This window comes from Photorhabdus sp. RW14-46 (genome assembly GCF_963887965.1).
GTDB classification, from domain to species: domain Bacteria; phylum Pseudomonadota; class Gammaproteobacteria; order Enterobacterales; family Enterobacteriaceae; genus Photorhabdus; species Photorhabdus laumondii.
The window spans coordinates 183,149-207,190 of the sequence record NZ_CAWPHH010000001.1; the positions used below are offsets into that span (position 1 = coordinate 183,149).

Genomic DNA, 24,042 nt, shown 5'->3' on the forward strand with positions numbered 1-24,042 from the left:
ATTTAATTGTAAGGAATTGCTATGGATTTATTCGCTTTTGGTGCCGTACCCATTCTGATATTTATTGCGGTGGTTATTGTCTTTACTTGCGTAAAAACCGTGCCACAAGGCTATCAATGGACGGTAGAACGTTTCGGCCGTTATACCCGAACTTTATTACCGGGTTTGCATATTATCGTCCCTTTTATCGATCGCATTGGCCGTAAAATTAACATGATGGAACAAGTGTTGGATATTCCTTCACAAGAAGTGATTTCCCGCGATAACGCCAATGTTACTATTGATGCGGTCTGCTTTATTCAGGTTGTCGATCCTGTTCGAGCTGCTTATGAAGTCAGCAACCTTGAACTATCCATTATCAATCTGACGATGACCAACTTCCGTACCGTTTTGGGTTCAATGGAGCTGGATGAAATGCTGTCACAGCGTGATTCCATCAACAGCCGCCTATTACATATTGTTGATGAAGCCACTAACCCATGGGGGGTGAAAATTACCCGTATTGAAATCCGTGATGTGCGTCCACCAAAAGAGTTGATCTCTGCCATGAACGCCCAGATGAAAGCAGAACGTACAAAACGTGCTGATATTCTGGAAGCAGAAGGTATCCGTCAGGCGGCTATTCTGAAAGCAGAAGGAGAAAAACAGTCTCAAATTCTGAAAGCAGAAGGGGAACGTCAATCGGCATTTCTCCAGGCAGAAGCACGTGAACGTGCCGCCGAAGCGGAAGCTCGCGCAACTAAAATGGTGTCCGATGCGATCGCTGACGGTAACATGCAGGCAATTAACTACTTTGTTGCCCAGAAATATACGGATGCCCTGACCAGTATTGGCGCTTCCGGTAACAGCAAAGTCATTATGATGCCTCTGGAAGCGAGCAACCTAATGGGTGCGATTGGCGGTATTACTGAATTGATTGGCGAAAGCAAAAAAGGTAAATAACCATGATTGCACAGATTGCGGCGCAAACTCCTTGGCTCTGGTTCTCTTTCGGCGGCTTACTGTTAATTGCAGAGCTTCTGGGAACTGGCGGCTATCTGTTATGGACGGGCATAGCCGCTATCGTTGTTGCGTTTGTCACCTGGCTGCTACCAGGAATAGATTGGGAATGGCAAGGCATTTTGTTTGCCACTCTGACGCTGCTTTCTGCAATGCTATGGCGCTACTGGTTACGTCGCCGCCCATCAAAAGGCGGCGATACCCTGAACCAGAAAGAGCACCAGCTCATCGGTATCCGAGCCAAACTGACTACCGATACTGAAAATGGTTACAGCCGGGTCAAACTAGCTGATGGAAGCTGGCGAGTTCACTGTAATAGTGAACTACCAGCCCACACCGAAGTAGAAGTGATCGCTGTTGATGGCATTACCCTGAAAGTAAAACCGGTCAGTTCTCAGTGATGAGAGCAACAACCCGATAAGTGATCTATGATGGGGCATGCAGCCCCGTCATCTCCAGGGCACTCTTCCGCTAAGGATAACAATTTACTTCTCATTTTCTGCAACTCTTCAATCGCCTTTTCTATTTCAGCCACTTTATGCAATGTTGCCACTTTTACATCAGCACTATGACGATTGGGGTTGCGAAATAACACTAAAAACTCACGGCATTCATCAAGCGTAAAACCGACCTGTTTTGCCTGACGTAACAGTGTTAATTCATCAATATGTTTCTGCTGATAATAACGGTAGCCGTTATCCCCCCTTTCCGGCGGTGTAATCAGATCCTTTTCTTCATAAAACCGGATAGCTTTGCTGGTAAGACCGGTTTTTTGGGCAATCTCACTAATGTTCATTTTTTCCCCTTGACCTTACCCTTGAGGGAAGGTTTAACCTCCCCAACAAGTCAGAAACTCACTTGAACTGTGTAGATATTCATCACCAATTATCACACAGGTATGAAGAATAATTACATCACTATGTGTTAGGAGTTTTTTATGTCATACACAACTATTTTAACCTTGCAGGGACTCTCCTGTATGCACTGTGTTAACAGTGTGAAAAAGGCACTAGCAAATCGTACAGATGTGGAACAGGCGGATATTACAATTGATTATGCCAAAATCATCGGTAAAGCCTCTACTGAATCATTAATCGAAACCATTCAAGCAGCCGGTTACGATGCGATGATTGCCAGCCAACCCGATGTTGAACTGACACTCTCTGGACTGAGTTGCATGCATTGTGCAGGTACGACACGTAAAGCGCTGGAGGCCGTAGATGGTGTTATCGCCGCAGAGGTGAATACCGAAAAAGCTAAAGTTTACGGTAAAGCCGATGCGGATACCTTGATTGCCGCTGTTGAGCGGGCGGGTTACCATGCAAAACTCGCTTCTGGTCAAAACTCCCCAAAATCTGAGCCGCTGACATTACCTGCTTCAAACAGACCGGAACCTTTGGCAGCGGCAACCTCCTCTGTTCCGGTCGAAAAAGCTGACGTATCCGTTGTGAGTGACAGCAATGAGAGCATCCAGTTGCTGTTGGATGGCATGACTTGCGCCAGTTGCGTGAATAAAGTTCAGAAAGCATTACAAGGTGTTGACGGCGTGGAAAATGCCAGAGTGAATCTTGCTGAACGCAGCGCTTTAATTACTGGCAGTGCCTCACCAGAGGCACTGATTAAAGCAGTAGAAAAAGCCGGGTATGACGCAGAACTGATTCAGGACGAAACTAAGCGGCGTGAACGCCAGCAACAAGTTTCTGACGCTAATATGCGCCGTTTTCGTTGGCAGTCAGCATTAGCCTTAGTCGTCGGTATTCCCGTAATGGTATGGGGCATGATGGGCGATAATATGATGCTCACACCTGAAAACCATCATATCTGGCTGACTATTGGCGTTATCACGCTTGCCGTGATGATTTTTGCCGGTGGTCACTTCTATCGTAATGCGTGGCAAAGCCTGAAAAACGGCAGTGCGACAATGGACACATTAGTGGCATTGGGAACGGGTGCAGCCTGGCTTTACTCCATCAGTGTCAACCTATGGCCAGATATTTTTCCACCACAAGCCCGTCATCTCTATTATGAAGCCAGCGCGATGATTATTGGTCTGATAAACCTGGGGCATGCTCTGGAACAGCGTGCCCGTCAGCGTTCTTCAAAAGCACTGGAGCGTCTGCTGGATCTGACACCACCGACTGCCCGTGTGGTGACAGAAGATGGCGAAAAAGAGATACCGCTGGCTGATGTCAAACCCGGCATGACGTTACGTCTGACAACCGGTGATCGTGTTCCCGTTGATGGTGAAATCATTCAAGGTGAGGTTTGGATAGATGAGGCAATGCTCACCGGTGAGCCGATTCCACAGCAAAAAATCAAAGGCGATAACATTCATGCCGGTACGACGGTGCAAGACGGTACAGTGCTGTTTACTGCCGCCGTGGTTGGCAGCCAGACAACATTAGCTCGAATTATTAAACTGGTCCGTCAGGCACAAAGTAGTAAGCCCGAAATCGGTCAGTTAGCAGATAAAATTTCCGCCGTATTTGTTCCTGTTGTTGTCGCCATTGCCCTGATTGCCGGCGCTATTTGGTATTTCGTTGGGCCAGCACCACAGATTATGTATTCATTGGTCATTATTACCACTGTGTTGATTATTGCCTGTCCCTGTGCCCTTGGGTTGGCAACCCCTATGTCAATTATCTCTGGTGTCGGCCGGGCAGCAGAATTCGGGGTACTGGTGCGAGACGCGGATGCGCTGCAACAAGCCAGCACCTTGGATACCCTTGTTTTCGATAAAACTGGTACGCTGACAGAGGGTATGCCTCAAGTGACTGATATCCATACTTTTAATGGGTACAGTGAACAAGAAGTATTGCGGTGGGCTGGCGCACTGGAACAAGGTTCTAACCACCCATTAGCCAAAGCCATTCTTGCCAAAACCAAAGGGCTGACGTTGCCGCAAGTTGAACAATTCCGCACTCTGGCTGGACTCGGTATCAGCGGTGAAGTGAATGGCACAACCTTGTTGCTAGGTAATCAAGCTTGGCTAGAGCAAAATCAAATTGATACGCAAGAATTAAAATCGTTGATTGCTCAACAGGCAGAACAAGGCATCACACCGGTTCTTCTGGCAGCAGGAGGTCAAGCGGCGGCAGTGCTATCTATTCGCGATCCACTGCGTGAAGATACTATGACTGCATTGCAGCGATTACATCACCAAGGCTACCGTTTAGTGATGTTAACCGGTGATAACCCAGTGACTGCCAACGCGATTGCCAAAGAAGCGGGTATTGATCAAGTGATCGCAGGTGTATTGCCTGACGGCAAAGCTGAGGCGATTAAGAAACTACAAGCAGCAGGTCGTAAAGTTGCTATGGTGGGGGATGGTATTAATGATGCTCCAGCCCTAGCGCAAGCTGATGTGGGCATTGCAATGGGTGGTGGTAGTGATATCGCCATTGAAACCGCCGCAATAACGCTGATGCGCCATAGTTTACATGGCGTGGCTGATGCGGTTGAGCTATCCAAAGGCACTCTGCGCAATATGAAACAGAACCTATTAGGCGCATTTATCTACAACACATTGGGGATTCCGATCGCCGCTGGTGTGCTCTATCCCTTTACTGGAACCCTGTTAGATCCGGTAGTCGCAGGTGCGGCAATGGCGCTCTCTTCAATTACGGTAGTGAGTAATGCTAATCGATTACTGAGGTTTAAGCCTAAGTTCTGAATCACTAAAGAAATAAGTCTGCTTTAATGATGTTGGGGTGAATCGTAAAAATGCATATCCATGATCGCATTTTACACTTCTACCCCAGCACTTTTTCATATAGCAATGTCCATCCACGTTACTGCATCAAATCATCACATCTCCGACAATGTTTTCATTCAGATCGATAACGTGCCCCGTATTGTGCTGCATAGCCTCGTCCAATTCCTTAGGTAAATCACTCACATGGTACCCGACCTGAATGTCGGCAGACAGCAAGTCAAGGAATGCCCCAATTAACTGGTCTTCGTATTCAACGCTTACATTAGTCACAACAACCTCACCATTACGCAACTCAAATACCAATGTGCTACCGGTATCAACACTCAATACCTGACGGATGAACCAAGGTAACGTGATCTGACCTTTAGGAATCAATGTTACCAGCTCATAAATATCTGACATAACAAACCCCTAGTTACCATTTTCAAAGAACTAGAAAAGTAAATACAGCGGCCAAATAAAATCTCCTTGTATACTGAATAGTAGTAAAAGAACATTCAATAGAAATGGATAGAGATACAGTTGTAATATTAACCTGAAAAAATAGTTAGCCTAAAGAATAAATGCTAAACCGGAGCTCAAATGGGACGACTGATTAAACACCTTACCAATATATTAGGAATCAATGCCCTCCACCGTTATCCCTATCCTGCTCACGATATTACACTGGCAGGTGATAGACATTTGCATCTGGTAGGCAGTATTCATATGGGTACGAAAAATATGTTCCCACTTTCAGAAATATTGATAGAACAGCTTAATCAATCCGATACATTAATCGTGGAAGCAGATATTACTCAGGCAGACTCCCCATTTCATGATGAGTTTCAATCATATCACCGTATCGAACAACGTTTATCTTCTGAGATGTATCAGAACTTTCAGGACTGTTGCAATGAAATCCAACAGCAAGAAGAATTCCTCAATCTATTGCCCTCATGGCAAATCGCTTTAATTTTACAAGCTGGACAAGCACAAAACCTTGGATTACATCCCCAATACGGTATCGATTATCAGCTACTAAATGCAGCCAAAGCTCTAGGAAAAACGATTATTGAACTAGAAGGTACTGAATCACAAATTAATTTACTTAATCAAATTCCCAATAACGGCCTGCCACTATTAGAAGATACATTAACCCATTGGCACGCAAATGCCCGTGCTTTACAAACCATGATCAGTTGGTGGATGGACTATCAACCTAAACAGCAAGAACATGCTCTACCAACAACTTTCAGTAAAGAGATATACCAACTATTGATGACTGAACGTAATAAACAATGGAATAAACATTTACGGGGATTACCTGCCGGTCGATACCTCGTTGCGGTTGGTGTTTTGCATCTGTATGGTGAAGGAAATTTGCCCAAGATGCTGGCAGAAAAACAGCATTAAAAAAAGGCCAATATTACCTACATTGCTATAATAATATTGGCCAATCATATGAGGAATAATCTGTCATTTTCGTTGTTCTTATTAAGTACGGGATATTACCTGTTTGTATACAAGCAACAGAGCCATAGTCAGATTATCAATTCCATCGTTCCATTTCATCCGTTATCCTTAATTATAAAATTACCCTATGTAATGAAATTATGACACCTGCGATCATTTTGTTAGAAAAACAGAAAGTTAGCTTCGCTCTTCATGCCTATGAGCACGACACAAATGAACATAATTTTGGTGATGAAGCAGTGAGGAAATTAAGACTCCATGCCAGGCAAGTATTCAAGACCTTACTGGTTGCACTTAATGGTGAGGCTAAAAATTTGGTGGTAGCCGTCACCCCCGTTTCAAGTGAGCTGGACTTAAAAAAGGTCGCCAAAGTTTTTAAAGTCAAAAAAGCAGAAATGGCTGATCCCCAAATCGCCCAGAAAGTAACAGGGTATCTCGTCGGCGGGATCAGTCCGCTAGGACAGAAAAAACACTTGCCAACGGTTATTGATAACCAAGCGCAACAGTTCTCAACTATATTTGTCTCTGGTGGTAAACGAGGGTTAGATATTGAATTGGCGTCGGCTGATCTCTGTAGGTTGGTGAAAGGCAACTTTGCTGATATTGCAAAAACTTAAATTATTACCCAAAAAGGGCTGCTAAAATTGCAGCCCTTTCGATTTATCATTCTGTCAGGGATTATTGATAAATAATTTCACTCTTTGGCTCATAATCAGCCGCTTTCAGTGGTGAATGCTTCTCGATATAGTCTTTCAAAACTTCTGCATCAACAAAACCGGTGTTGACATAGGTTGGATAATTATCAACACGTGGATAGCCATCACCACCAATAGCATTAAAGTCAAGCATTGCCATGCGGTAAGTTTTATGCGGATCTAATGGATTTCCACCGATTTTTACCTCTTTAACACTTTTACCATCAGCAATCAGGCTAACATTCACAAACTGTGCATAAGCACCAGAGTCAACTTTCATATTAGCAATCGCCGCCAGATATTGTTTGACTTCATTGCCTTTCATATCAACGTAAACCAATGTGTTGGCAAATGGATGCACTTTCAACACATCTTTATAAGTGATATCACCTGATTCAATCGAATCGCGAATACCACCACCACTCATAATCGCAAAATCAGCGTCCGCGCGTTCCATCATGGCAGAAAGAACAACATGAGCCATATTAGTCTGAACAAAACGAACTTTGCTGCGATCCCCTTCCAATTTACCCTCAACAGACCCCACTTTTACACCAAGCTGTTTATCACCTTTATCTTGATAAGGCATCAGCAACTTTAACATATCCGGGTTTTGTGCAATTTCATGAGTGTAGTAAGTACGTTCAGTAGAACCATCTTCCTTCTGCACTTTCTTTTTGAGGTTAATAGGGATCAACTGATAGTGAGTCAACTTCAATTCACCATTACAGAACTGGAAGTCAGCACGACCAACATATTTACCCCACTCATGAGCCTGAACAATCCAGGTACCGTTCTGACGATCTGGCGAACATGGGGTTCCTGGCACATAATCAATCTGCTTATAATTTTTATTTTCCGCGGACATACAGACCGGATCTTGTGAATGGCCACCGACAATCATATCCAGATAGCCCGCAGGCAAACTGCGAGCCATTTCAACATCACCCGGCGCATTAGAACCATGATTACCGTTGTCATAGTGCCCCATATGGGTTGCGGCAATAATCACATCTGGCTTTTCATCTCTCTTTAATTCTTCAACAACCATTTTGGCTTCTGTCGCAGGAAGACGAAATTCAACATCAGGAAAATTAGCCGGGTTACCGATTTTCGCCGTATCATCAGTCGTCAGGCCAATAACTGCAATTTTTACACCCTGCTTATCGAAAATGGTATAAGGCTTGAACAAACGTTTGCCGGTGCTTGTCTGGTAAATATTGGCAGCCAGAAATGGAAAAGTTGCCCATTTTTCCTGTTGACGCAGTATTGACAGAGGATTATCAAACTCATGGTTACCCAACGCCATTGCATCATAGCCCACCAAATTCATACCTTTAAAATCAGGCTCGGCATTTTGCAAATCAGATTCTGGTACACCGGTATTTATATCTCCGCCGGAAAGCAGTAACACACTCCCCCCTTTTTTCACGACCTCTTGACGGATTTCATCAACTACCGTTTTTTGCGCGGCTAAGCCATACTCACCATAATCGTTATGCCAAAAATGACCATGATGGTCATTGGTGTGCAAAATGGTAATGTCATAGGTTTTGTCTTTCTCCCATGCATTTGCGATTGCTGGAAGTAGTGCTATAGATACAACCAAAGCACAAGCTGAGGTCTTGAACGAGAGTTTCATGGTATATCTCCATGTTTTTTTAGTGAATTGCCATGCAAAAACAGCTTTTAAAGCTAACAAGGCGGGATAAATTGATCATTTCTTGAGACAGGTTATGTATGTTATGCAGTTATTAGATATTTATACCCGTCATCTTTCAAGTTGCCTCTTTGTTGGCTGCACTCGCTCACCCCGGTCACATAGTTTGCTATGCTCCCGGGGATTCACTCCCTTGCCGCCGCGATGCATCTTGAAATCCATAGGGTATAGAACATGTTTTATTTCGTCTTCGCGAGTGTACTATAAAACTATATCCAAGATAGTAAAAAATCAACTCTCTGCCTAATATGTATTAAAATTCAACGAATAACCAATATACTGACTATTGATTAAGACAGGTTGGCAGCAAATATGAGCGAACAAAGTAATACCACCATAGTTCCATCTCACCCCAAAAAAACCAGGAATACCGTTTTTACTATTCTTGGGGCAATCAGTGTTTCACACTTATTGAACGATATGATCCAATCGCTGATTCTGGCGATTTATCCTTTACTACAATTAGAATTTAACCTAAGTTTTGTGCAAATCGGTATGATTACCCTGACCTATCAGATTACCGCCTCTTTATTACAACCACTGGTAGGTCTCTATACTGATAAACATCCACAGCCTTATTCATTACCTGTTGGAATGAGTTTCACCTTATCCGGTCTATTACTGCTGGCCTACGCCAACAATTTCCCGTTAATTCTATTAGCATCGGCATTAATCGGAACAGGTTCTTCAGTATTTCACCCGGAATCGTCGCGCGTAGCGCGTATGGCATCCGGTGGTCGCCACGGATTAGCTCAATCTCTTTTTCAAGTCGGCGGTAATTTTGGCAGCTCCCTTGGGCCTTTGCTAGCCGCTCTGTTTATTGCTCCCTATGGCAGAGGCAACGTTGGCTGGTTCTCTCTAGCCGCATTACTGGGTATCATTGTGCTGTTACAGATCAGTAAATGGTATAACGTTCAGAATTATATCAAGAAAAATCAAGCCAAAACTGGCCCAGCCATTAAAGTTTTATCAAGAAAAACCGTGATAGGTTCCTTGGTTATTTTGCTCATCTTAATATTTTCCAAATATTTTTATCTCACCAGTATCAGTAGCTATTATACTTTTTACTTAATACACAAATTTGGCATTTCCGTACAAAGCGCCCAGTTTCATCTGTTTATTTTTTTATTCGCAGTTGCAGCAGGAACCATTATTGGTGGACCGCTTGGTGACAGGATCGGCAGAAAGTATGTTATCTGGATATCTATCCTTGGAGTTGCACCTTTTACATTAGCTCTGCCTTACGCTTCTCTGTACTGGACAAGTATTCTATCAGTGATTATTGGTGTGGTTCTGGCATCTGCATTCTCTGCGATCCTGGTATACGCTCAGGAACTTATTCCAGGTAAAACCGGGATGGTATCCGGCCTGTTTTTCGGGCTGGCTTTTGGTATGGGAGGTATTGGCGCAGCGGTACTTGGTGATATTGCGGACAGAACAAGTATTGAACTGGTTTATCAGATTTGTGCTTTTCTGCCGTTACTTGGCATATTTACCGCTTTATTACCTAATATAGAAGATAAGAACTAGGAAAAGCACCATACAACCCCACATAAAATTTACTTTTTATGTGGGAATAGTGCTTATTTACCTCATAAATATTCAAATAGAGCAACACAAATACCTGTTACGGGTAATTTAATCCTTTCAATCCATATTTTTTGATGTTTTATTCATTTTTTTAGCGAATTTACCTCGAATTATCTATAAAATACAGTTACACCTACCTCTTCACTATGCTATTTACTAGCCTCAGCAAGAAGGAGTCTTAATGGAGCACTCGACACCACTTATCACCACTCTCGTTGGCGGGTTCTTTATCGCTTATCTGCTTGGTATGCTGGCACAACGCCTGAAAATCTCACCGCTGGTTGGTTACCTTACTGCGGGAGTCCTCGCTGGTCCTTTCACTCCTGGTTTTGTCGCTGATGCATCACTGGCCCCCGAACTGGCAGAAATTGGTGTCATCTTATTGATGTTTGGTGTTGGACTGCATTTTTCACTTAAAGATCTGCTAGCCGTAAAATCCATTGCTATCCCCGGCGCTATTGCGCAAATACTGGTCGCGACACTACTCGGAGTAGGGCTATCAGCAATACTAGGTTGGGAATTATTTAGCGGCATCGTCTTTGGTCTCTGTCTATCAACCGCCAGTACCGTTGTTCTGTTACGAGCGCTAGAAGAGCGCCAACTCATCGATAGCCAACGAGGTCAAATAGCTATCGGCTGGCTGATTGTCGAAGATCTGGCGATGGTGCTGACTCTGGTATTACTGCCCGCGGCTGCCGGTATTCTTGGTAATAAGGAAGCCAATATCGGGCAGCTAATTATGGAACTTGCCATGACAGTCGGCAAAGTTATCGCTTTTATCTTGCTGATGATTGTTGTTGGCCGCCGTCTAATCCCGTGGGTATTGGCAAAAACCGCGAGTACCGGCTCCAGGGAGCTATTTACCCTTGCCGTACTGGTTATCGCCTTGGGTATCGCTTACGGTGCCGTTGCTCTGTTTGATGCCTCATTCGCACTAGGGGCGTTCTTCGCCGGTATGGTATTAAACGAATCAGAACTAAGCCACCGTGCCGCCCAAGATACGCTGCCACTCAGAGATGCTTTCGCCGTATTGTTCTTCGTTTCTGTTGGTATGCTGTTCGACCCAATGGTCCTCATTCAACAACCACTATCGATACTGGCAACGTTGGCAATCATTATTATTGGTAAGTCCGCCGCTGCAATGTTACTCGTTAAGATGTTCGGCCACTCACGCCGGACCGCATTGACGATTTCAGTCAGTCTGGCACAAATCGGTGAATTTGCCTTTATTCTAGCCGGTCTTGGGGTTGCACTCGGCCTGCTTGATGGAAATGCCCGTAACCTTGTTCTGGCTGGCGCGATTGTTTCTATCATGCTAAACCCAGTTCTATTTAGTCTGTTAGATCGCTATCTGGAAAAAACAGAAACCATTGAGGAGCAGTTACTGGAAGAAACGTTGGAAGAAGAGACGCAGATTCCTGTCGATATCTGCGGCCACACTATTGTTGTCGGCTACGGGCGGGTCGGCAGCTTGCTATGCCAACGCTTGCAGGAAAAAGAGATCCCTCTGGTTGTTATTGAGAACACCCGAGCCAAATTTGAGGAACTCGGTGAACAAGGTATTAGTGCAGTCATGGGTAACGCTGCCAGCAAAGATATTATGTCACTGGCTCGCTTGGATTGCGCCTGCTCCCTCCTACTGACTATTCCTAATGGCTATGAAGCCGGTGAGATTGTCGCCTGTGCAAGAGAAGCACGCCCGGATATTAATATTATCGTCCGAGCCGACTATGACGATGAAGTTACCTATATCACAGAGCGTGGAGCTAGCCACGTCATTATTGGTGAGCATGAAATTGCTAAAACAATGGCAACTGTATTCGCCAACAGTGAGCAAAGCTATTCGATTGAACCCCCTCCAGCATCGCCTTTTTCACCATCACTTTGAGGAAAGCGACTGCTGATGAATCATTCTCTAGTCCCTACCAAGTAAGGATCATGAGCCGTTTTTATCACTTAAGTATCGGTGATAAGAACGGCTCAGAGGGGACAAAATGTTCAGTTGAAGTATCGCTTTACTCAATTCTGTACAACAAAAATCAATCGGATTATCAATTAATCCTTAGCCCATTCAAGACAAGATTCAGCAACCTATTGAGGTAAATATTTTTTTATTAATAGGAAGGGTAAATACCATACATTGAATTTTTAGCGTTACTTAACATGATCATGGTATTTACCCAACTACAACAAGGAAACTCTATACAATCCAAGCTACCCTCAACCACGATTAGCTTAATGAGACTATTAATGAAAAAGCCAATCAGTCGGGAGGGCGCAATATCAAACATTCGATTACGTCAAAGATATAAAACACCTTTCATTGACGTGTAAAACATTGAAACAGAGAAAACACATAACACTAAAGAAGCAAGACGATAAAACAAATCGGGTTTTAAAATTCCTTTTCCCAACTTTCCTACATATAGTATTTTCCCAACCCCCACCCAAATCAAGGAAATGGGTAATAGTGCACAAACAAAAACCGTCATGCATGGAATGTATTCTGACCACAAAGTAAATGCAGTAAGAGGAAATATATATGTAGCAAACACAAAAGCCTTAGGATTCAGCAATGTGGCAAATAATACCGTGATAAAATGGATTTTTGCTACGTTCTTGTCTAATGAGAAATGCCAAACTTTAAAAGCCAGATAAGCAATGTATGTCGAAGCACACATCTTTAAGATGACCAGTGACCATACGAAAACATGAGAGACTGTAGATAAAAATAACCCCCACAAACTAATTGCTGTTATATAACCCAATGCCTCAGCTAATATCAGCCTGAGTGTACTAATAAAACCATGTGAATATCCAGATGATACTAAAAGAGTATTTGTTGGTCCCGGCATAATTAAGACCATACTCACCATACTGGCAATTCTTATATAATCGTAGTAACTATTCATAGTATCCTCAGCGGCTGTTATACATAATAATTAATTATTTGAAATATAATAGGAAATTTTTAATAAAAAATTTCATCATGCTCCTTCCTCTCTTTAAATTAACAATAATAAGTTACGGTCATTAAATACCATTACTTTCACTTAATAGCTATTAGCTTCATCTTTTCTTCAAATGTTAATAATCTCAATAACTCCAATTCAATAATAAAAGATACATAAAACCTGTCCTAATATAGGCCACAAATTCAAATAATTACAGAAAACAAAAACTATTTCGCTAAATGATCCTTCTAAGTTATCAATCATAGCTAAAACTTCGCTATCGGAATTAGTATCAAAAAATACTAATCCACATATCAATACTATACAAAAATATGAAACTCCGTATCAGCCCAATGGCTATTTCTAGAATATAGCAGCCCCAATCCATATATAACTAATATCATTTCAATATATAAAGAATATCATTTCAGTATATTACTAATAAAGGAGTATTCTCTAGCCAATCATCTTGATTATAATTAGTAAAATCAACAATTGAAAAATCAGTTCCAAGATTTTTAAAAATTGTGATTTTAGTCCAAATTCTTCCTTTAGCTAATCCCTATTATAATAAATAGAAAAATTAGGTAAATAATCAAATCAGTATGAATCGGATGGGTGATTTTAGCGGTATCTATACCCGTTATCTTTCAAGTTGCTTCTTTGTTGGCTGCACTCACTCACCCCGGTCACATCGTTATCTATGCTCCCGGGGATTCGTTCCCTTGCCGTCGCGAGGCATCTTGAAATCCATAGGGTATAGCTATATTATAAATGTGCCGATACGCGAAATTTTTATATAAAAAACAACAACATAAGTTAAATATAAAAAATAAATAGAAAATTTTATTTGCATATTATTGCTATCTGAGTGATATAAATATTCTATTCTAGGACATTTTTGAATATTATTTCAATTTATTTAAACAGATATATAAATATACTTTTCATTTTATAAATTAGACGAAAAATCATTGCTATTAATAAAATAAACTCTAACTATCATTTACAATCTTAATAAATGATTTTATAGCTAAATTTCGGCACCTTATTAATTTATACGGTGCCGAAATTTTAAAATTACCGTTCCCAGTAAGATTCTTCCAAACTATCTTCTTTTTCGGGTAAACCACGGCTTAATCGTGGGGAATGCTGACTCAATACCTGATAGCTAACTCTGTTGGCATATTTACATACCTGAGCAAGCGATGAATATGTTAGATAAGTACGCATATGTTTACTGGAATTAGGCACATTCATTCTGTGGTGATTGTTGGCCGTTATATCATGCAGCAAAGCAGATAAAGCACCATCACCTGCCCCATTAGTATTCATGATTTTTTCTGGTCCCCCCATATAAGGCTCAATATGGGAATAAACTTTCATCGGGATTTGGCAATCAGATTTACGCATAGCACGGCTGAACTCATAACGGTTAAATTCAGCAATAGCACCCGGTAACAATGGATGGGTTGTCTGACGCATATAATCTTTTTCCGTATAACCTGCCATATATAATCCAGCCGGACCTGCGGTACACAAAACTAAATCGACCCAATCTAGTGCCACATCCGAAGCCAATAGTGGATCACTGAAACCCGTAAGCTCATAAGCTTCATCTTCATTCATTGCCAGAACAGAAATATTCTCAACCAGAAAATCACGCCACCATTGTGGATCATCAGCAATAACATATTTCGTCCCTAGCGTCAGAACCACAGGTACACTATGCTTTTTCGCATATTCGATAGCTTTCATGGTTGCTTCTGGCATTGGTTCTCCCGGTTTACAACGAATCAAGTAAGCAGTTAATACCAAAGCAGAAGCTTCAGCAATAATCTTCTCAGGAATACTTTCCGGTTTAAGTTGATTCATTTGCCCAGGACTAATGGCAAAAGTCCGCTCACCATTTTCCGTTACTAACGTAAAACAGCGACCAATTGCCCCATTCACTCCCTGTAAATAGTTCAGATCAGTACGGCTAGACGTGTTACATAAGTAGCGGTAAGCATAACTGCCAATCTGAATATTACTACACATAGTGCCCAGTAAGACGGAACGATCATCGGCAAGAACTGAGTAATTATGTAAAGTATTACCAATAGTGCCACCAGCAAATTCGTGGCTAATAAGATTATTATCAGTAAGTTCTTTATACAGGGTTTCAGCTACATCATCTTCAATAACTAATGAATGCCCCTGGCTGAGGTTATAGCGCTGGATAAAATCTTCATCTACTTTCGCCTCAATATCCACTAATGTCTGATCGATACCAACGATATAAGCTCGGTTATTCTCACCATCCATCATCTCTTTAATTGGCTGGAGTAAAGGATCACGCAGACTGACGGGAAAATAGTGTTTTGATTTACGTTTACCAGGGAATTTCATTTTTGATTGATGCTATAACGCCAAAAGGTGCAGCATATTAGCACAATAAAAACGGACAGGCAGCAAATGTCACTACGACATTTACTGCCAAGGAAAACTTAAGCCGCTTGCTGACGACTACGTACCATATGACGAATTAGAACAGACACCACAGCCAAGATCAGCCCAAGGAAAGCACTGCCTATTAAGATAAGTAGACGCTTCGGTGAATCTTTCGCTGTCGGCTCATAAGGAGCCTGCATATATCTAAATGGTTGGAAGTTAACTTTATCTACTTTAAGTGCTTTCAGCTCTTTTATATAGAACAAACGGTTACGTAAGTCAGCATCAATCAAAGTGGGATCTTTTATCTCCTCTGTAATCTGCAACTTACGTTGTAATGCATCAGCCCCCAAAGCAATGGAATAATCTGGATCGTCTTTGATCATTGCCCCTTCACTGGAAATAGGCTTTTTAATTCCTGCCGAATTAGCGATAGATAATGCATGTTTCAATCGCTCAACATTAGCTTCCTGTATATTATTCACACGGTTTAAATCAACGCTATACAAACCTTCAGAGTAATTAAGCTTTTGTTTTACCATATCACTTAATTCACTCTTCACCTGTTCATGGACAACAGACGACACATAGTCAATATAGCCATTTAACAGATTATATGCATCTTCTGCGGTTCCAGCACTGAAAGTCAATTTAGTTTCACCATTTTCATCATCTTTTTCCGCTTTTGAAGAAGATGAAATATTATCATTCACAATCTTTTCAATAAGTTTTCTTTTTACAAGTGGTGAATGATCACCTGATTCAGCCACCAGATTTTTAAAATATTCTGTATTAACCAGATATTCTTCACGCAAAACCCGTGAATTAAAATTATTTAAAAAATTATTATACAGTGATGATGAAGTTACTGATGGTTGTAGATTTAAAACCTCTAACTTAGTCAGGATATCTTTAAGTGGTTGTATTTCTTCAAGTTGAGGCTTAACAATAGAAGCCGAACTGCTCCACTTTTGTGGCATCAAAGATGCTGCTACAAAGCCAATAACAGCAAAAAGGATGGTAACAGTAATAATCAATAACTTTGATTGAAATAAAACAGAGAATAACTCAAACAAATCAATTTCATCATCTTGTTTTGAATTGTAATAATTAAAATATTCTTCACTGAAATTAGTGCCTTTAATCGGTTTATTACTCATTATTTATATCCAAATCCAAATATGCTGTTACTAATTGATATACAAAACATCATCCCACTGAGCGAGCCTATAGGTTAATTCCCATTTACTCTGAAACAAGTATGGCAGTTCCACTAGGCTAGCATCCGTGTAGCAATATACCTTAAAAAGCCAATGAACCCTAATGATAGATTAATCCTATCACTATTCATCCCTATTTCTGACAAACCCGTTGACCAACTCTTCAAGTAGTAAAATATGACTAGCATTGTCGTTAAGCGCCGGAATATATTCAAATTTTTCCCCACCAGCATTAAGAAACATCTCTTTATTTAGCTGTTTTATCTCTTCCAGCGTTTCCAGACAATCAGACGAAAAACCAGGGCAAAGTACCTGAATATGTTTTATTCCCTGATTAGGTAGCGTTTTCATCGTTTGATCTACGTATGGTGTCAGCCATTGCTCACGGCCAAAACGTGATTGATAAGCCATCATTACCTGCTCTGTCGGATAATTAATTGCTTGCTTTAGCAATCGTGTTGTTAACTTACACTGCTCAGCATAAATATCACCCGTATCAACAAAACGCTGCGGAATGCCATGATAGGAAAGCAATAATCTGTCTGGTTGACCATGCTTATCGAAACTCTGCTCAATAGTTTCTTTCAGTGCAGAAATATAAGCCGGATGATCAGCATAACTACGAATAAAGTGCATCCCAGGAATAGTGCGGTATTTTTGCAATACCAGACTGACACCATCAAATACAGCCGCAGATGAGGAACCAGAATATTGGGGATAAAGTGGTAAAACAATCAGCTGCTCAACATTCTGCTTAAGTAAGTTGTCAATCGCTTGTTCAAGAGATGGAGAACCGTAATTCATTCCCAGTTCAACAGGGATGCCAGCAAGTCTTTCTGCCAGTAATTTCTGTTGCCGACGGCCATATACTAACAGAGGAGAACCTTCATCAGTCCAAATTTTCTGGTATAACTTTGCTACACGTGAAGAGCGGAAAGGCAAAACAAAACCATATAATATTGGCTTCCAGATAAATCGAGATAAATCTATGACTCTTTTATCGCTAAGAAACTCAGCTAAATAACGTCTTATAGCCGCAGTTGTCGGTTTATCAGGAGTGCCAAGATTAACTAATAAAACACCAAATTTACCGTTGTTCATTATGTCGATCCTTCATTATTTCGCTAGTGAAAACCCTAACATAATAAAATACAGATGAAAATCATGTTTATCTACGAAAACAATGAGGAAAAATCGATTAATTTACCTGATACAGTAAATAAATAATATAGGATAAGGCGACTTATTAGTCGCCTTATAAGAATCACTCAGGCTGATTAATCCAAAATTTTAGATAATTCTTCACTAATCTCAGATACCTTACGAGTACCATCAATTCCAAAATATTTGGTATAATCTGCTTCTGCTTCTTTTTGATAGTAGGATACTAAAGGTGCTGTCTGCTGATGGTATTCAACTAAACGTTTACGCACGATATCTTCGTGATCGTCTTTACGAACTGTCAGCTCTTCACCTGTAACATCATCCTTGTTTTCCACTACCGGTGGATTAAATTTGATGTGATAAACACGGCCGGATGGCGCATGTATACGGCGCCCAATGATACGTTCAATAATCAGTTCATCGGGAACATCGAATTCCAGAACATAATCAACATTAATGCCCGCTTCTTTCATCGCATCAGCTTGGGGAATAGTACGGGGGAACCCATCCAACAAGAAACCATTGCGGCAGTCATCTTGTTTGATGCGCTCTTTGACCAAAGCAATAACCAGTTCATCAGTAACCAGCTTACCATGATCCATCAGCGCTTTTGCTTTTAAACCCAATTCTGTGCCAGCCTTAACCGCAGAACGCAACATATCGCCAGTAGAAATTTGAGGGATCCCATATTTCTCCACGATAAATTGCGCCTGAGTCCCTTTACCGGCGCCCGGAGCGCCCAGCAGAATGATACGCATTGCGTAAATCCCCTTGCTAGTTAGTTTTTATATTTTGAGAAAACGAGTCACCATACCATTTAGCATGGGGTTCGCTCAAGGAAACAGGTAAACGATTTCGTGATATTTTTCTGTAAAAATAAACCACGCCCCATCTCATTATCAGAGGCGTGGTTTCTAATCGTCACCAAAAAAATGATTAAATCAAGCTTTCTCAGACAACAATAGCTGATTCATACGGCGAATAAACTGATTTGGGTCTTCCAACGTGCCACGCTCAGCAAACAATGCCTGCTCAAGCAACAGTTCAATCCAATCCGCGAATTGAACTTCATCACTGATATCAGCAGCCAGTTTTACCAACTGATGATCAGGATTCAGTTCAAAATTGTACTTAACGTCCGGCACCTGTTGACCAGCCGCAGCAAACAATTTCGCCATCTGCGTGCTCATTTCATCCACATTTGTTGTGACAATTGCTGGAGTATCAGTCAGACGGTGAGTCAATTTAACCTCTTTTACGCGATCACCAAGCAATGTTTTTACACGCTCAACAAACGGCTCCAGCTGCTTTTCAATTTCTTCCTGTTCGGCTTTGTTTTCATCTGCCAGTTTATCCAGGGATTCATCAGCTTTACTGACTGATTGGAATTTTTTACCATCAAAATCAGTGAGGTATCCCATCATCCATTCATCAATGCGCTCTGACAGTAACAGAACTTCAATACCTTTCTTACGGAACAACTCCAGATGAGGACTGTTTTTCGCCGCAGCATAACTGTCTGCGGTGATGTAGTAAATCTTATCCTGACCTTCCGTCATCCTACTAACATACTCTTCCAGAGAAACGGTTTGTGCCGAGCTGTCATTATGAGTAGAAGCAAAACGTAGCAATTTAGCGATAGCTTCTTTGTTGGTGCTATCCTCTGCCGGACCTTCTTTCATGACCAGACCAAACTGTTGCCAGAATTGCTGGTACTTTTCTGCATCATCTTTCGCCAGTTTATCCAGCATCTGTAATGCACGTTTGGTCAATGCATTACGTAAATTACGGGTAATAGAGTTATCTTGTAAAATTTCACGGGAAACGTTCAGCGGCAAGTCGTTGGAGTCAATCAAGCCACGGACAAAGCGTAAATAGTTCGGCATAAACTGTTCCGCATCATCCATAATAAACACACGCTGGACATACAATTTCAACCCGTGCTTATGCTCACGGTTCCACATATCCCACGGAGCCTGAGATGGAATATAGAGCATGCTAGTATATTCCTGCTTACCTTCTACGCGGTTATGGCTCCAGATCAGCGGATCAGTAAAATCATGAGAAATATGTTTATAGAACTCTTTGTACTCTTCATCTGTAATTTCAGATTTACCACGAGTCCACAAAGCTTGGGCTTTATTAATCTTCTCCCAAGTTACTGTATCCTCTTCACCTTCTTCTTCGCTCTTATTTTTGGTTTCAATTTCAACCGGCAAGGCAATATGGTCAGAGTATTTACTGATAACAGAACGCAAACGCCAGTCATTCAGGAATTCATCTTCTCCTTCACGTAAATGAAGGGTGATCTCTGTACCACGGGTTTCTTTTTCAATATCGGCAATCGTGTAATCACCTTCACCAGCAGATTCCCAAAATACGCCCTGATCAATTGAAGCGCCGGCAGCACGAGTACGTACAGTGACTTTATCAGACACAATAAATGCAGAGTAAAACCCAACACCAAACTGACCAATTAACTGGCTGTCTTTAGCCTGATCTGAACCAATAGATTCCAGAAAAGCTTTTGTTCCTGATTTAGCGATTGTTCCAAGATTATCGATGACTTCATCACGAGTCATACCAATGCCATTATCACTAATCGTGATGCATCTCTTTTCTTTATCAAAAGAAAGACGAACGCGTAGTTCACCATCATTTTCATAAAGTTTTGGAACAGATAATGCGCGGAAACGTAATTTGTCAGCAGCATCGGAAGCGTTTGAGATTAGCTCACGAAGGAAAATCTCTTTATTGGAATAGAGTGAATGGATCATTAATTGCAGAAGTTGTTTTACTTCAGATTGAAATCCACGGGTTTCCTGACCTTTCATACTCATTTATTACCTCAATCTAAATCCAGTTCAGACAGACAAAATCAGACGATAATATGCAGATGGGGATAAATAAGTTGAATTTCAAGTTTGATTATCCAAAAGAATTATGAAGTCACTTTTGATCATAGCAAAATGGACTAAGAGACACGCGCCACATACATGTAGCGCCTCAAAGTCTTTACGATTTGATTTACACAGGGTTACAACACCATTCCTTTCCAACCTAAATAAAACCGTAAAACATTAACGTAAAATCAATAAGTAATCTTCTGCCGACCAGCAAGTGAATGGGACAATGTCGTACCATCTACCATCTCAAGTTCACCACCAACCGGCACACCATGAGCAATACGGCTTGCTGTTACACCATACTGAACGCATATCTCTGCGATATAATTGGCAGTGGCCTCTCCCTCCACTGTCGGATTAGTCGCCAGAATCACCTCGGAAATCTCCTCAGTGGAGAGACGATCCTCAAGACGATCTAAACCAATATCCATTGGACCAATGCCATCTAATGGGGATAAATGCCCCATCAATACAAAGTAACGCCCGGCAAACTGCCCGGTTTGTTCAATAGCATGAATATCCGCAGGGCTTTCAACCACACAGATTTGACCATTTTGTTGACGGCGTGGATTAGCACAAATTGTGCACTGTTCTTGTTCGGTAAAAGTCCGGCAATATTTGCAGTGTCCAATTTCTGACATTGCTCTGGTCAATGCCTGTGCCAAACGCATTCCACCACTGCGATTACGCTGTAGCAGATGAAAAGCCATCCGCTGTGCAGACTTAGGGCCAACCCCTGGTAAACAGCGTAATGCTTCCATCAAGGATTCAAGGAGAGGACTGGTTTGCATCAGAATGGCATCTTAAAGCCTGGTGGCAATTGCATACCACTGGAAATGCCTGCCATTTTCTCTTTCTGAGTCTCTTCAATACGACGGGCTGCGTCATTGAATGCGGCAGCAATCAGGTCTTCCAACATCTCTTTGTCATCTTCCATCAGACTTGGATCGATCTCAACACGACGGCAATTATGAGCACCATTGATAGTCACTTTAACCAGACCTGCTCCCGATTCCCCCGTCACTTCCAGACTGGCGATCTCTTCTTGCATTTTCTGCATTTTGTCCTGCATTTGCTGGGCCTGTTTCATCAAATTGCCCAAACCACCTTTACCAAACATAGATTTCTCTCTTCGCTATGGCTACATCGTACAACAAGGTACAGATTGCAGCATGGTTAAACCGGTCGGATACTCTCTTCATCCAATTCAGCATCAAATACCTGCCGCAATGTTTGAATAGTTTTATCCGCAATAATTGATTGGCGAGCTTGTGCCAATTTCTCTTCATAAATGGCTTGTCGCCACTCCAGCGGAGTTTTCTCCGCAGGATTATCATCTTCAATAATACTGAATTCAACCGTTACGCCGTACAACTCACTTAAAGCCCCCGCTAATGACTTTTGTGCGAAAGCAGAATTAAGGTGGCGCTGGCTCGAACGCAAGTGTAAACGGATATTATTTGCGCTAATCTGCTCTTTGAATGCATTTAATGCCAATTGCTGCACCAGTTTAGGAATTTTAAGTTTACCAACTTCTGCGGCCCATGCATCTCTCTGTTTAGATTCTTCCGTTAATTTCTCTGCCAGCTCTGGTGTTTTTTCATGTTCCAAAGCTGTTCTTAAAGCCTTTGGTGTGGCCACATGAGTTTCTGTTTTCTCCTCAATATTCTTGGCACGCCAACGGTAAGCTTCTTTTTTCTCAGGTTTGTTTTCCTGTTTTTTATCTATTGATGACTGAGGTCGCTGTCCTGACACTGCGGCAAGCCGTTCCAATGCTGAAGTTGCTGACTTCATCTTAACAGGCATAGCCGATTCAGGCTTTTTTGTTGGCGTTTGCTCTTGCTGTCGGGATAACACATTCCTTGCTTTCAGCAACTGCGCGGTTGGGCTTGATGCAAGCGCCTGAGGTATCTGGGGTTCCGACTGAGAAGCTCTATCCAATGGTGCCGGTTCATTAATATCATTAGCAGGTGGCACATCTCCCTGAGCACTATGTTTCGGCTGTGCTGTAACTGATGGTATAACCGCAGGATGTACCACCGGTGCCGCAACCTCTTCAATAACTGTTTTCGGATGAAATGCCAAAGCTCTGAACAGAGCCATTTCAACACCCATCCTGCGTTCCGGTGCATACGGCAAGTCCCTACGACCAATCAGCAAAGTTTGATAATAAAGTTGCAAATCTTCCGGTGAAACAGCTTTTGCCACTATCCGCAAACGGCCTTCAATTGATGAAGAATCGCTCTCTGGCTGAGAAGGTAACAATTGGAGCATTGCAATACGATGCAGCAATGCAAGAATTTCTACGAGCAAATCCTCCCAATCAGCCCCCCGTGAAGCGACTTGTTCCACCAATGCCATAACCTGCTGACCGTCAGCTCGAATCAATGCTTCAATGATTGATAATGGCTGTTCATCATCTAACGTTCCTAGCATCAAGCTGACTATTTCAGTTGTCACCAAGCCTTGTCCGATAGCAATAGCCTGATCGGTCAGACTCAAAGCATCACGCATGCTACCATCAGCAGCACGAGCCAATAGTTGACGAGCGCGGTTATCGCTCTCTATATGTTCAGCTTTAAGAATACGCTCAAGCTGATCGCTTATTTGACCTATATCCAACGATTTGAGATGGAATTGCAAACAACGGGAAAGAATAGTCACTGGCAATTTTTGCGGATCAGTCGTTGCTAGTAGAAATTTCACATGCTCAGGTGGCTCCTCCAACGTTTTCAATAATGCATTGAAACTGTGGCGAGAAAGCATATGTACTTCATCAATCAAGTAGACTTTAAAACGCCCACGAGCCGGAGCATATTGCACGTTATCTAGCAATTCACGCGTATCTTCAACTTTAGTACGGGAAGCCGCATCAATTTCAATTAAATCGACAAATCGCCCCTGTTCAATTTCAAGGCAATTAACACATTTACCACAAGGCTTATCAGTAATACCTATTTCACAATTTAGCCCCTTAGCAAACAAACGGGCGATCGTTGTTTTCCCGACACCTCTCGTGCCAGAAAATAAATAGGCGTGATGAAGCCGGCCATGGGCAAGACCATTAGCTAACGCGGTCAGGATATATTCCTGACCAATTACATCAGAAAATATTTGTGGGCGCCACTTACGGGCAAGTACCTGATAGCTCATTGATACCGGGAAAATCGAATACAGTTGAGCACCATGCT

General features: G+C 42.0%; 19 protein-coding genes. 7 read left to right on the top strand and 12 right to left on the bottom strand.

Annotated elements, in window-relative coordinates; all coding sequences use genetic code 11:
• The first annotated feature begins 21 nt into the window (after positions 1-21).
• Positions 22-942: an SPFH domain-containing protein gene (locus tag AACQ38_RS00745; protein WP_011147960.1), complete on the top strand. Its 921-nt coding sequence runs from the start codon at positions 22-24 to the stop codon at positions 940-942.
• A gap of 2 nt (positions 943-944) precedes the next feature.
• Positions 945-1,400: an NfeD family protein gene (locus AACQ38_RS00750; protein ID WP_011147961.1), complete on the top strand. Its 456-nt coding sequence runs from the start codon at positions 945-947 to the stop codon at positions 1,398-1,400.
• Here AACQ38_RS00750 and cueR read toward each other — a convergent pair.
• Positions 1,394-1,795 carry a Cu(I)-responsive transcriptional regulator gene (gene cueR, locus AACQ38_RS00755; protein WP_165577188.1) on the bottom strand — a complete coding sequence of 134 codons (402 nt, stop codon included), beginning with the start codon at positions 1,793-1,795 and terminating at the stop codon, positions 1,394-1,396. The two genes, AACQ38_RS00750 and cueR, sit on opposite strands and share 7 nt — an antisense overlap.
• A 141-nt stretch (positions 1,796-1,936) precedes the next feature.
• Here cueR and copA point away from each other — a divergent pair, with 141 nt between their 5' ends.
• On the top strand, positions 1,937-4,672 hold the full coding sequence (gene copA, locus AACQ38_RS00760; RefSeq protein ID WP_165577189.1) for a copper-exporting P-type ATPase CopA: 2,736 nt from the start codon (positions 1,937-1,939) through the stop codon (positions 4,670-4,672).
• A 126-nt stretch (positions 4,673-4,798) separates the two neighbouring features.
• Here the strand turns inward: copA and AACQ38_RS00765 are convergent, their stop codons facing one another.
• Positions 4,799-5,116 carry a type II toxin-antitoxin system PrlF family antitoxin gene (locus tag AACQ38_RS00765; protein WP_011147964.1) on the bottom strand — a complete coding sequence of 106 codons (318 nt, stop codon included), beginning with the start codon at positions 5,114-5,116 and terminating at the stop codon, positions 4,799-4,801.
• A 180-nt stretch (positions 5,117-5,296) separates the two neighbouring features.
• On the opposite strand from AACQ38_RS00765, the gene AACQ38_RS00770 reads away from it, so the two are divergent.
• Positions 5,297-6,109 (top strand): TraB/GumN family protein, encoded by an 813-nt coding sequence (locus AACQ38_RS00770; RefSeq protein WP_011147965.1) that lies wholly within the window; start codon positions 5,297-5,299, stop codon positions 6,107-6,109.
• Positions 6,110-6,309: 200 nt separating this feature from the next.
• Entirely contained in the window at positions 6,310-6,786 is a 477-nt protein-coding gene (ybaK, locus tag AACQ38_RS00775) for a Cys-tRNA(Pro)/Cys-tRNA(Cys) deacylase YbaK (RefSeq protein ID WP_011147966.1), read from the top strand.
• Between the two features lie 61 nt (positions 6,787-6,847).
• On the opposite strand, the gene ushA is transcribed toward ybaK, so the two are convergent.
• Positions 6,848-8,506, bottom strand: coding sequence for a bifunctional UDP-sugar hydrolase/5'-nucleotidase UshA (gene ushA, locus AACQ38_RS00780; RefSeq protein ID WP_165577190.1), 1,659 nt, complete (start codon positions 8,504-8,506; stop codon positions 6,848-6,850).
• Positions 8,507-8,896: 390 nt separating this feature from the next.
• Here ushA and AACQ38_RS00785 point away from each other — a divergent pair, with 390 nt between their 5' ends.
• The gene (locus AACQ38_RS00785) at positions 8,897-10,114 is read left to right on the top strand and encodes an MFS transporter (protein WP_011147968.1); all 1,218 of its coding nucleotides are present in this window, start codon (positions 8,897-8,899) and stop codon (positions 10,112-10,114) included.
• 241 nt (positions 10,115-10,355) lie between these two features.
• Entirely contained in the window at positions 10,356-12,062 is a 1,707-nt protein-coding gene (ybaL, locus tag AACQ38_RS00790; RefSeq protein ID WP_011147969.1) for a YbaL family putative K(+) efflux transporter, read from the top strand.
• A 412-nt stretch (positions 12,063-12,474) separates the two neighbouring features.
• On the opposite strand, the gene AACQ38_RS00795 is transcribed toward ybaL, so the two are convergent.
• From AACQ38_RS00795 to dnaX, 9 genes are all read right to left on the bottom strand, one after another.
• On the bottom strand, positions 12,475-13,086 hold the full coding sequence (locus tag AACQ38_RS00795) for a LysE family translocator (protein WP_113024580.1): 612 nt from the start codon (positions 13,084-13,086) through the stop codon (positions 12,475-12,477).
• Positions 13,087-14,208: 1,122 nt separating this feature from the next.
• Positions 14,209-15,519, bottom strand: a complete 1,311-nt coding sequence (locus tag AACQ38_RS00800; RefSeq protein WP_011147972.1) for an inosine/guanosine kinase — start codon at positions 15,517-15,519, stop codon at positions 14,209-14,211.
• Positions 15,520-15,617: 98 nt separating this feature from the next.
• The gene (gene wzz(fepE), locus AACQ38_RS00805; protein ID WP_011147973.1) at positions 15,618-16,721 is read right to left on the bottom strand and encodes an LPS O-antigen length regulator Wzz(fepE); all 1,104 of its coding nucleotides are present in this window, start codon (positions 16,719-16,721) and stop codon (positions 15,618-15,620) included.
• A 183-nt stretch (positions 16,722-16,904) separates the two neighbouring features.
• Positions 16,905-17,882, bottom strand: a complete 978-nt coding sequence (gene hemH / locus AACQ38_RS00810; protein ID WP_011147974.1) for a ferrochelatase — start codon at positions 17,880-17,882, stop codon at positions 16,905-16,907.
• 176 nt (positions 17,883-18,058) lie between these two features.
• Positions 18,059-18,703: an adenylate kinase gene (gene adk, locus AACQ38_RS00815; RefSeq protein WP_011147975.1), complete on the bottom strand. Its 645-nt coding sequence runs from the start codon at positions 18,701-18,703 to the stop codon at positions 18,059-18,061.
• Positions 18,704-18,886: 183 nt separating this feature from the next.
• Positions 18,887-20,779, bottom strand: a complete 1,893-nt coding sequence (gene htpG, locus AACQ38_RS00820; RefSeq protein ID WP_207631755.1) for a molecular chaperone HtpG — start codon at positions 20,777-20,779, stop codon at positions 18,887-18,889.
• 257 nt (positions 20,780-21,036) lie between these two features.
• Positions 21,037-21,642, bottom strand: coding sequence for a recombination mediator RecR (gene recR, locus AACQ38_RS00825; RefSeq protein ID WP_165577192.1), 606 nt, complete (start codon positions 21,640-21,642; stop codon positions 21,037-21,039).
• Positions 21,642-21,971: a YbaB/EbfC family nucleoid-associated protein gene (locus tag AACQ38_RS00830; protein ID WP_011147979.1), complete on the bottom strand. Its 330-nt coding sequence runs from the start codon at positions 21,969-21,971 to the stop codon at positions 21,642-21,644. Before AACQ38_RS00830 ends, recR begins: the two co-directional genes overlap by 1 nt.
• A 56-nt stretch (positions 21,972-22,027) precedes the next feature.
• Positions 22,028-24,004 carry a DNA polymerase III subunit gamma/tau gene (gene dnaX / locus AACQ38_RS00835; RefSeq protein WP_165577193.1) on the bottom strand — a complete coding sequence of 659 codons (1,977 nt, stop codon included), beginning with the start codon at positions 24,002-24,004 and terminating at the stop codon, positions 22,028-22,030.
• Positions 24,005-24,042 lie beyond the last annotated feature (38 nt).

Coding starts and splice junctions, on each gene's coding strand:
- AACQ38_RS00745 (WP_011147960.1), top strand. CDS start 22: ATGGATTTATTCGCTTTTGGTGCCGTACCCATTCTGATATTTATTGCG.
- AACQ38_RS00750 (WP_011147961.1), top strand. CDS start 945: ATGATTGCACAGATTGCGGCGCAAACTCCTTGGCTCTGGTTCTCTTTC.
- cueR (WP_165577188.1), bottom strand. CDS start 1,795: ATGAACATTAGTGAGATTGCCCAAAAAACCGGTCTTACCAGCAAAGCT.
- copA (WP_165577189.1), top strand. CDS start 1,937: ATGTCATACACAACTATTTTAACCTTGCAGGGACTCTCCTGTATGCAC.
- AACQ38_RS00765 (WP_011147964.1), bottom strand. CDS start 5,116: ATGTCAGATATTTATGAGCTGGTAACATTGATTCCTAAAGGTCAGATC.
- AACQ38_RS00770 (WP_011147965.1), top strand. CDS start 5,297: ATGGGACGACTGATTAAACACCTTACCAATATATTAGGAATCAATGCC.
- ybaK (WP_011147966.1), top strand. CDS start 6,310: ATGACACCTGCGATCATTTTGTTAGAAAAACAGAAAGTTAGCTTCGCT.
- ushA (WP_165577190.1), bottom strand. CDS start 8,506: ATGAAACTCTCGTTCAAGACCTCAGCTTGTGCTTTGGTTGTATCTATA.
- AACQ38_RS00785 (WP_011147968.1), top strand. CDS start 8,897: ATGAGCGAACAAAGTAATACCACCATAGTTCCATCTCACCCCAAAAAA.
- ybaL (WP_011147969.1), top strand. CDS start 10,356: ATGGAGCACTCGACACCACTTATCACCACTCTCGTTGGCGGGTTCTTT.
- AACQ38_RS00795 (WP_113024580.1), bottom strand. CDS start 13,086: ATGAATAGTTACTACGATTATATAAGAATTGCCAGTATGGTGAGTATG.
- AACQ38_RS00800 (WP_011147972.1), bottom strand. CDS start 15,519: ATGAAATTCCCTGGTAAACGTAAATCAAAACACTATTTTCCCGTCAGT.
- hemH (WP_011147974.1), bottom strand. CDS start 17,882: ATGAACAACGGTAAATTTGGTGTTTTATTAGTTAATCTTGGCACTCCT.
- adk (WP_011147975.1), bottom strand. CDS start 18,703: ATGCGTATCATTCTGCTGGGCGCTCCGGGCGCCGGTAAAGGGACTCAG.
- htpG (WP_207631755.1), bottom strand. CDS start 20,779: ATGAAAGGTCAGGAAACCCGTGGATTTCAATCTGAAGTAAAACAACTT.
- recR (WP_165577192.1), bottom strand. CDS start 21,642: ATGCAAACCAGTCCTCTCCTTGAATCCTTGATGGAAGCATTACGCTGT.
- AACQ38_RS00830 (WP_011147979.1), bottom strand. CDS start 21,971: ATGTTTGGTAAAGGTGGTTTGGGCAATTTGATGAAACAGGCCCAGCAA.
- dnaX (WP_165577193.1), bottom strand. CDS start 24,004: ATGAGCTATCAGGTACTTGCCCGTAAGTGGCGCCCACAAATATTTTCT.